The organism is Thomasclavelia sp. (assembly GCF_017889095.1).
Lineage (GTDB): Bacteria > Bacillota_I > Bacilli_A > Erysipelotrichales > Coprobacillaceae > Thomasclavelia.
This window is the reverse complement of record NZ_JAGHEW010000299.1, coordinates 1-7,146: the sequence shown is the minus strand read 5'-3', so window position 1 is coordinate 7,146 and position 7,146 is coordinate 1. Positions and strand designations below refer to the sequence as shown.

Here is a 7,146-nt window from a genome sequence, read left to right as displayed (position 1 = left end):
TTTAAAGTAGGTAAAGCGGATATTCTTTATGGCAGTACAGCCCATTTCTTTATTATTGCAGATTTATTGTTTTTAAAATATTTGGAATATACTCAAAATAATTAAGCTGGAGGTAAGTCTATGAAAGTTAAAGCAGCTACAATTGCCCGTGATTTAGGATTGTCAAAAGCGACAGTATCATTAGCTTTAAATCATAAACCTGGTGTTAGTGAAGAAACTAAAAAATTGATTTTTAATTATATTGATCAAGTTGAAAATGGGATAACTACTAGTAAGGTAATTAAAATCGTTAATTATGCTAGAAAGCAAATTGATCCTACTACAACTGAAGTCGATCTATGGACCAATACATTGGCGATGTTTAATAAAGAAGCTAAAAAAGACGGTTATTTATTAAGTATTGATTATATAGAAGATGATCTAATTGAAATAGAAAAACTAGTTATTGAATATCGTCAGCCATTAATTGCGGGAATTATTATTTTTGCTAATGAAATGGATAAAGAAACATTTAATCTGTTTAAACAGATTAATAAACCAACGATCATTTATGATAATGATTATCAAGATGATCATTATAGCTATGTCATGATTGATAATTATCATGGCTTAAAAGAGATTATCAAACTGATTAAAAGCAAAGGATTTAAACAGATTGGCTATTTGGCTAATCAAGATAATACCTTTAATTTTCAAAAGCGGCGTGAAGCTTTTAAAACTTTAATTACTAAATATCAATTAGATGGCAAAATATATATAACAGGCAATTCTGTCGATACTAGTTATTCAGTAATTAAAGAGGGTTTAGAAAATAATTTATATCCAAGAGTCTTAATAAGTGAAAATTATCAAATTTCTATTAGTGCAATCAAAGCGTTTCAAGATCTCCAATTAGAATTAAAGAAAGATGTTCATTTAGCTGGGATTGATGAGATTCCTGATTATTTTTGCTACGGCTATAATTTAACGGTCTTAAAGATTGCCCATAGTAAACGGGCAAAACTGGCAATGATGTTATTAAAAGATGAAATTGAACAAAATGATCTTCAAAAGTTTAGAGTATATTCAACTTGTAAATTAATTATCGGTGATACTTTGTAGTAATATCAAAATATTACTACTTTTTATTTTATTTTAATGAAAGGGTTTACAAATTAGTTTAAATAAGTTAATATTGGTTTAAATTAGTTTAGTAATTTAAACTAAAAAATAAACGAAAGGAGAATAGGATGGAAAGAAAAGTGGTTTTATTAAAAAAATTAGGTATTATTTTATGTATGCTGACATTAATTGTTGGCTGTAGTAGTGGGAATGATAAGGAAGTAGTTAAACAAACGGTTCAAGAAAAAGCAAGAACAGTAATTACAACCGATGGTGAAGTTGATGACATGAATTCAGTTATTCGAGCTTTACTTTATGCTAATGATATGGATATTAGTGGAATTGTTTTAACTAGTTCAATGTATCATTATGCAGGTGATCAAGAACAAGGGATTGAACCATTCCGTTGGACAGGAACACAGTGGATTTATGATTTCTTAGATGATTATGAAGCAGTCTATGATAATTTAAAAGCACACGATGAAGATTATCCAGAACCAGATTATTTACGTTCAGTAACTAAAATTGGAAATATAAAAAATAAAGGGGAAATGGATGAAGTAACTGAAGGATCTGAGTTTTTAAAAGAGTTATTTTTAGATGATGATGATCGTACTTTATATGTCCAAACTTGGGGTGGTACGAATACTACAGCTCGAGCTTTAAAATCAATTGAAGAAGAATATCAAGACAGTGATCAATGGGAAGAAATTCAAAAGAAAATTAATGATAAATTAGTTTTATATATTATCTTAGATCAGGATGAAAGTTATAGTGAATATATCGCTAAAAACTGGAGTGATATAAAAGTAGTTAATGATCGTAGTAATTTCTGGCATTTTGCTTATGTCTGGCAATTACATAGTGATGAATTAAATGATACCTTAAAAGCTGACTGGTGTTATGAAAATTTAGTTAAAGATAAAGGACCGTTAATGGAAAACTATGCTTTGATGGGTGATGGTAAAATCATTGAAGGTGAAGATTATAATGAACTTAGAGGAACCCAGGATTATTTAACTAATAATCCAAATTATCAGCAATATGATTTTATTTCTGAAGGGGATTCACCATCATTTTTATATTTAATTGATACAGGGCTTAGAAGTTTAGAAAATCCTAGCTATGGTGGCTGGGGAGGTCGTTTTGGTGATGATGGCATTAATTCGGTTTTAGATTACAATCCATATACTAAAGAATTTGAAGCTCAATACAGTTTAAGCCGCTGGTTTACTGATATCCAAAATGATTTTGCCGCTAGAATTGAATGGTGTTTAACCGATGATGAAAAAGCGGTTAATCATGCACCAAGTGTAAGTATTGAAGAAGGTATTGATATTGAAGCTAAAGCTGGTGAAGAAATTACTTTAAGTGCAGTTGGTAAAGACCAGGATGATGATAATTTAACTTATAAGTGGTGGCGTTATTTTGAAGCGGACACTTATCAAGACAGCAAAATTACAACTGAAGCTAAAGTTGAAGATCTTGATGGTATGCAAATCGATATTAAACGTCAATTAGGAAAAGATGAAAAAGTTGATACCATTAAGATCAATGATGCCAATAAAGCTAAGATGAGCTTTACAGTACCTGAAGATGCTAAAAGTGGTGATACAATCCACATGGTTGTCGAAGTCCAAGATGATGGCAAACATCAATTAAAACATTACCAACGGGTAATTATTACGGTAAAATAAAGAAATAGGATAAAAAATCCTATTTCTTTTTGTCATCAACAACTAATTCTTTTAATGAACTTGCTAAACCAGCCATACCTTGAATCTCACTTGGAATAATAATTTTTGTAGCGTTTCCTTTAGCTAATTCTTCTAATGCCTTAAATCCTTGCAAAGTTACATAAGCTTGTTCAGGGTTAGCATCATTAATATAACGAATCCCTTTAGCTTGCGCTTCGTAAACTAATCTTAAAGCTTCAGCTTCCCCTTCAGCAATAGCAATTTTTGCTTCTTTATCAGCGGTAGCTCGTAAGATCATGGCTTCTTTATCACCTTCAGCATTTAAAATTGCTGCTGTCTTTTTACCTTCGGCTTGTAAGATTGCTTCACGTCTTTCACGTTCAGCCCGCATTTGTTTTTCCATTGCTTCTTGGATATCACGAGGTGGAATAATATTTTTAACTTCAACACGATGAACTTTAATCCCCCAAGGGTCAGTAGCTTCATCAAGAATACTGCGCATTCTTGAATTAATGATATCTCTTGATGTTAAAGTTTCATCTAATTCTAAATCCCCAATAATATTTCTAAGGGTAGTTGCCGTTAAATTTTCAATTGCATTAATAGGACGGTCAACACCATAAGTAAACAATTTAGGATCGGTAATTTGATAATAAACAACTGTGTCGATTTGCATTGTTACGTTATCTTTGGTAATTACAGGTTGTGGTGCAAAATCAACAACATGTTCTTTTAAAGAAACTTTATTAACAACGCGATCAAAAAATGGAATTAAGATATGCAATCCAACATTGCAAGTACGATTATACGCACCGATTCGTTCAACAACATAAGCTTTCGATTGGGGTACAATTCTAATTGTTGTTGCAATCATGATAATTACTAGAATTGCTAAAATTCCCCACAAGACAAATACATATAAATTATCCATAACAATTTCCTCTATTCTTCAATTTTTTTAACAACTAAATGAGCCCCTTCAATAGCCAAGATTTCACAATAATCACCTTCATTGATAGTCGAATTATCTAGACTAGTAGCCATCCATGAAGTTGACATAACTTTAACTTCACCTTTATTATCGGCAGTAATTGTTTTCGTTACTAAACCATGTTTACCAATTACACGATCTACATTTGTTTTTTCAATGTTAGAGCGTAAATATTTTTTAGCTATTGGTCTTACAGTAATAATTGTAATCACACTTACGATTACAAATAAGGCAATTTGAATTGTTTGACTAGCACCGAGTAAACAGCTAATCAAAGCAATAACTCCCCCAAAAGCAAACCAGATACTAACTAAATCGGCAGTAAGAATTTCAATTATCGCAGCGACAATAGTAATTCCTAACCAGATAGGTATCATATCAATTATCCCTCCTTTAGAGATCAACTAATAGAATTTGATGGATAACATCAAATTTAGCTTTAAATTTGACACATTTGTTGTTTTCTAAATCAAATCCATATTCTTCAGCAATGGCACTAATAAAACTTTTATTAGAAATTCGAGCATAACTTTTTCCAATAGAAATTCGATGCAGCTGATCTTCTGGATATATTTCCTCGTTTATTTCTTTTTTTCCGACTGGTTTAATTCCTAATACGTTTTTTTTACGATCAATTCCCAGTAAAACATAATCAACATCTTCAAAGTGACGACAAGCAGCTTTGTTCAAAGTGATGTTTGTACTATAAATAGTAACTGTTTTTTTAGCGATGTCATTTGTTGACCATTCAAATTCCATAAGTATCATCCTTTCTAAGATTATTATATTATAAAAATTATTTTTATTCAATATAATTATAAAATAAATTAATTAATACAATAAAAAATTATAACACAACAAAATTGTTTTCACATACAAAAAGCCATATTTATCAAAAAAATTTGTGGTTATTATTGATTTTATCAATAAATAATAAAGTTTGAATAAACTTTATTATGTTATAATGAGTTCTAGTTCAATTACTGATTGAATTTTCAAAAGATCAATTCAACTAAATGATGATAGGTAATCAAAGGTTAAAGATTTAAAATATAAGTGAGGGATGAAAAATGTTAGATTATAAAAAAATTGGTTTATATTTATTAGAAAAAAGAAAGTTACATAACTTAACGCAAAAACAACTTGCAAATCAGCTTAATATTTCTTTTCAGGCTATATCAAGATGGGAATCGGGAATGTCGATACCATCAGTTGATTTATTACAAGATTTAGCGAAGCTGTTTCAAATAACAGTTGATGAGATCTTGAAAGGTGAAGACAAGTGGCCAACGTTTTCATATCAGCTTGCTGGTGTTGATGTTAGCAAGATTGATCTAATGAACAATGCGTTAAAAGACATCGTTTATATATATCAATATAATCCGGCATTTCGTGGGGCAGCATATCCTCTAGATGAAGTGTTGCCATTAAAATCCCTCCAAATAGTTTCGAAAGTACAAGAGCCAGTAACTAAACAAAGATTAGCGATTGAATATGGCTATCTTGATGAATTAATTGAGGATATTATTTGTACGCTGATTAATGATATTTTAATGATTGGTGCTAAACCGCTTTTTATTACATCATCATTAATCGTAGATAATATGGATCGTCAGTTTTTAGAGAAAGTGGTTAAAACCTTTGATGATAAGGCTAAAAAATATCAAATAAAACGATTAACGGGTCAATGTGCAATCAAAAAAGAATTATTACACCAGTGTCTTATTTCGTCTACTATAACGGGAATTCTTGATGATTCAAAAGCAATAGATACTAGAAATATACGTGCGGGTGATGTTGTTTTAGCGATTGGTTCAAATGGGATTCACCATTATGGATATTCATTGATTGATTCTTTGATCAATACTTTTCCCCAAATAAAAAAAGAAGTCATTGATGATCATGGTTTTATCGATGAAATTATGAAAGTTCAGTTTTGTTATTATGATTGCTTAATTGATTTGTTTGAAAAAAAGATGCTTAAAGGAGCTGTTAATATTTCTGGTTGTGGTTTTCCACGAAATTTAAAGCGAGTTATTCCGGAAGGTCTTTGTGCTAAAATTGATTTAGCTAAAATCGTTTTACCCAAAATATTCCATTGTTTAAAAGCGTATCTAAAAGTAAGTGACAATGAGATGTTAAACACTTTTAATTGTGGTGTTGGATATCTTGTAATTGTATCACCAGATAAACAAGAAACTGTTATGGATCATATTAACCAATCTTTTCTTTGTTATAAAATTGGTGAAATTAAAACAGGAACAACTAAGATAGACTTAATTAATCATTTAAACTGGAACTAGTACTAAGAAACTTCTATTAAGATAGGAGTGAAATTGATGAAAGTATTAATTAGTGATTTAGATGGGACGATCTATCGAGGTAAAGATGTAGCCTCTAATGATTTAAAAGCATTAAAAGATTTTACGAACAGTAATATGTTAGTTATTGCAACCGGACGAAATGAAAATACGTTTAGTTTTTTTACTAATCAATTTGATATTGGTTATGCTTATGTAATTTTATGTAATGGATCTTTAATTCAAAATAACCAAAGCCAAACGATTATTAAACATAGTTTTGATCAAATTGATATTGCAACTAAAATATTTGATATTATTGACCAATATCAAGATCATCTTAGTATCACTTTATCGTTTGAAGCGGGAACTTTATATATTCCTCGTTATAACTCGACATTAAGTAAGCACATTAATGCCAATTTAAACTACGATGTTATAGGAATATGTATTGAAGTAATTGATCGAAGAATGGATATCGTTGAAGAGATTTATAATCAGTTAATTAAAATTTCTGACTTTCATGTTGAACGAAATAACCAGTATATTGATATTTTACCATCTGGTGTAAGTAAGAAAAATGCTATCAAAGAATTAATCAGGCAATTGGATATTAATGAAAACGATATTTATGTTATTGGGGATTCTTATAATGATCTATCGATGTTTGAAATTAATGATCATAGTTTTATCATTGAAAGTGATAATGAAGATTTAAATAAGCAGGCAACTTATGTAGTTAGTTCAATCGCTAAGTGTATTGATTTAATTGACGATGAAAATATTAATTAATCAAATTATTGACAGTCGGTTATTAAGGATCATTAGATGTGGTTTTATCCGTTTATCGTCGCTTATGATTGTCATGTCCTTTTTGACACTGATTATTAACTTTCCCGTTGAATCAGTCAAAGATTTTTTTAAAGTTAGTTTAGGAATTGTTTATGTAACGATCATTCCAATGATCATTAATGCGTTTTATAATTATATTGCTTTGTTTATCGTTATTTCTATTAGCTATGAAGCATGCATTCAATATACGTTAGAAAAAATCAAT

At 29.9% G+C, this 7,146-nt stretch carries 8 protein-coding genes; 5 read left to right on the top strand and 3 right to left on the bottom strand.

Translation table 11 applies throughout. From position 1 onward, the window contains the following. Window positions 1-120: 120 nt before the first annotated feature. Together J7M77_RS13215 and J7M77_RS13210 are read left to right on the top strand one after the other, a co-directional pair. The gene (locus J7M77_RS13215) at window positions 121-1,101 is read left to right on the top strand and encodes a LacI family DNA-binding transcriptional regulator (RefSeq protein WP_296879351.1); all 981 of its coding nucleotides are present in this window, start codon (window positions 121-123) and stop codon (window positions 1,099-1,101) included. 128 nt (window positions 1,102-1,229) lie between these two features. After that, the gene (locus J7M77_RS13210) at window positions 1,230-2,798 is read left to right on the top strand and encodes a DUF1593 domain-containing protein (RefSeq protein WP_296879349.1); all 1,569 of its coding nucleotides are present in this window, start codon (window positions 1,230-1,232) and stop codon (window positions 2,796-2,798) included. 19 nt (window positions 2,799-2,817) lie between these two features. Here J7M77_RS13210 and J7M77_RS13205 read toward each other — a convergent pair whose 3' ends face one another. Genes J7M77_RS13205 through J7M77_RS13195 form a run of 3 tightly spaced genes read right to left on the bottom strand, consistent with a single transcriptional unit; the run spans window position 2,818 to window position 4,548 of the window. Beyond that, a complete protein-coding gene (locus tag J7M77_RS13205; protein WP_296879347.1) occupies window positions 2,818-3,729 on the bottom strand; it encodes an SPFH domain-containing protein in 912 nt (303 codons plus the stop codon). Between the two features lie 11 nt (window positions 3,730-3,740). Then, window positions 3,741-4,166, bottom strand: a complete 426-nt coding sequence (locus J7M77_RS13200; RefSeq protein WP_296879345.1) for an NfeD family protein — start codon at window positions 4,164-4,166, stop codon at window positions 3,741-3,743. A gap of 16 nt (window positions 4,167-4,182) precedes the next feature. After that, the gene (locus tag J7M77_RS13195) at window positions 4,183-4,548 is read right to left on the bottom strand and encodes a hypothetical protein (RefSeq protein ID WP_296879343.1); all 366 of its coding nucleotides are present in this window, start codon (window positions 4,546-4,548) and stop codon (window positions 4,183-4,185) included. A gap of 311 nt (window positions 4,549-4,859) precedes the next feature. Here J7M77_RS13195 and J7M77_RS13190 point away from each other — a divergent pair, with 311 nt between their 5' ends. The 3 genes from J7M77_RS13190 to J7M77_RS13180 form a co-directional block, all read left to right on the top strand. Then, window positions 4,860-6,092, top strand: coding sequence for an AIR synthase-related protein (locus J7M77_RS13190; RefSeq protein WP_296879341.1), 1,233 nt, complete (start codon window positions 4,860-4,862; stop codon window positions 6,090-6,092). Window positions 6,093-6,128: 36 nt separating this feature from the next. Next, window positions 6,129-6,881 (top strand): HAD family hydrolase, encoded by a 753-nt coding sequence (locus J7M77_RS13185; RefSeq protein WP_296879339.1) that lies wholly within the window; start codon window positions 6,129-6,131, stop codon window positions 6,879-6,881. After that, window positions 6,865-7,146: hypothetical protein (locus J7M77_RS13180; RefSeq protein WP_296879337.1), on the top strand; the 282-nt coding region annotated here is incomplete at its 3' end. The genes J7M77_RS13185 and J7M77_RS13180, both read left to right, overlap by 17 nt.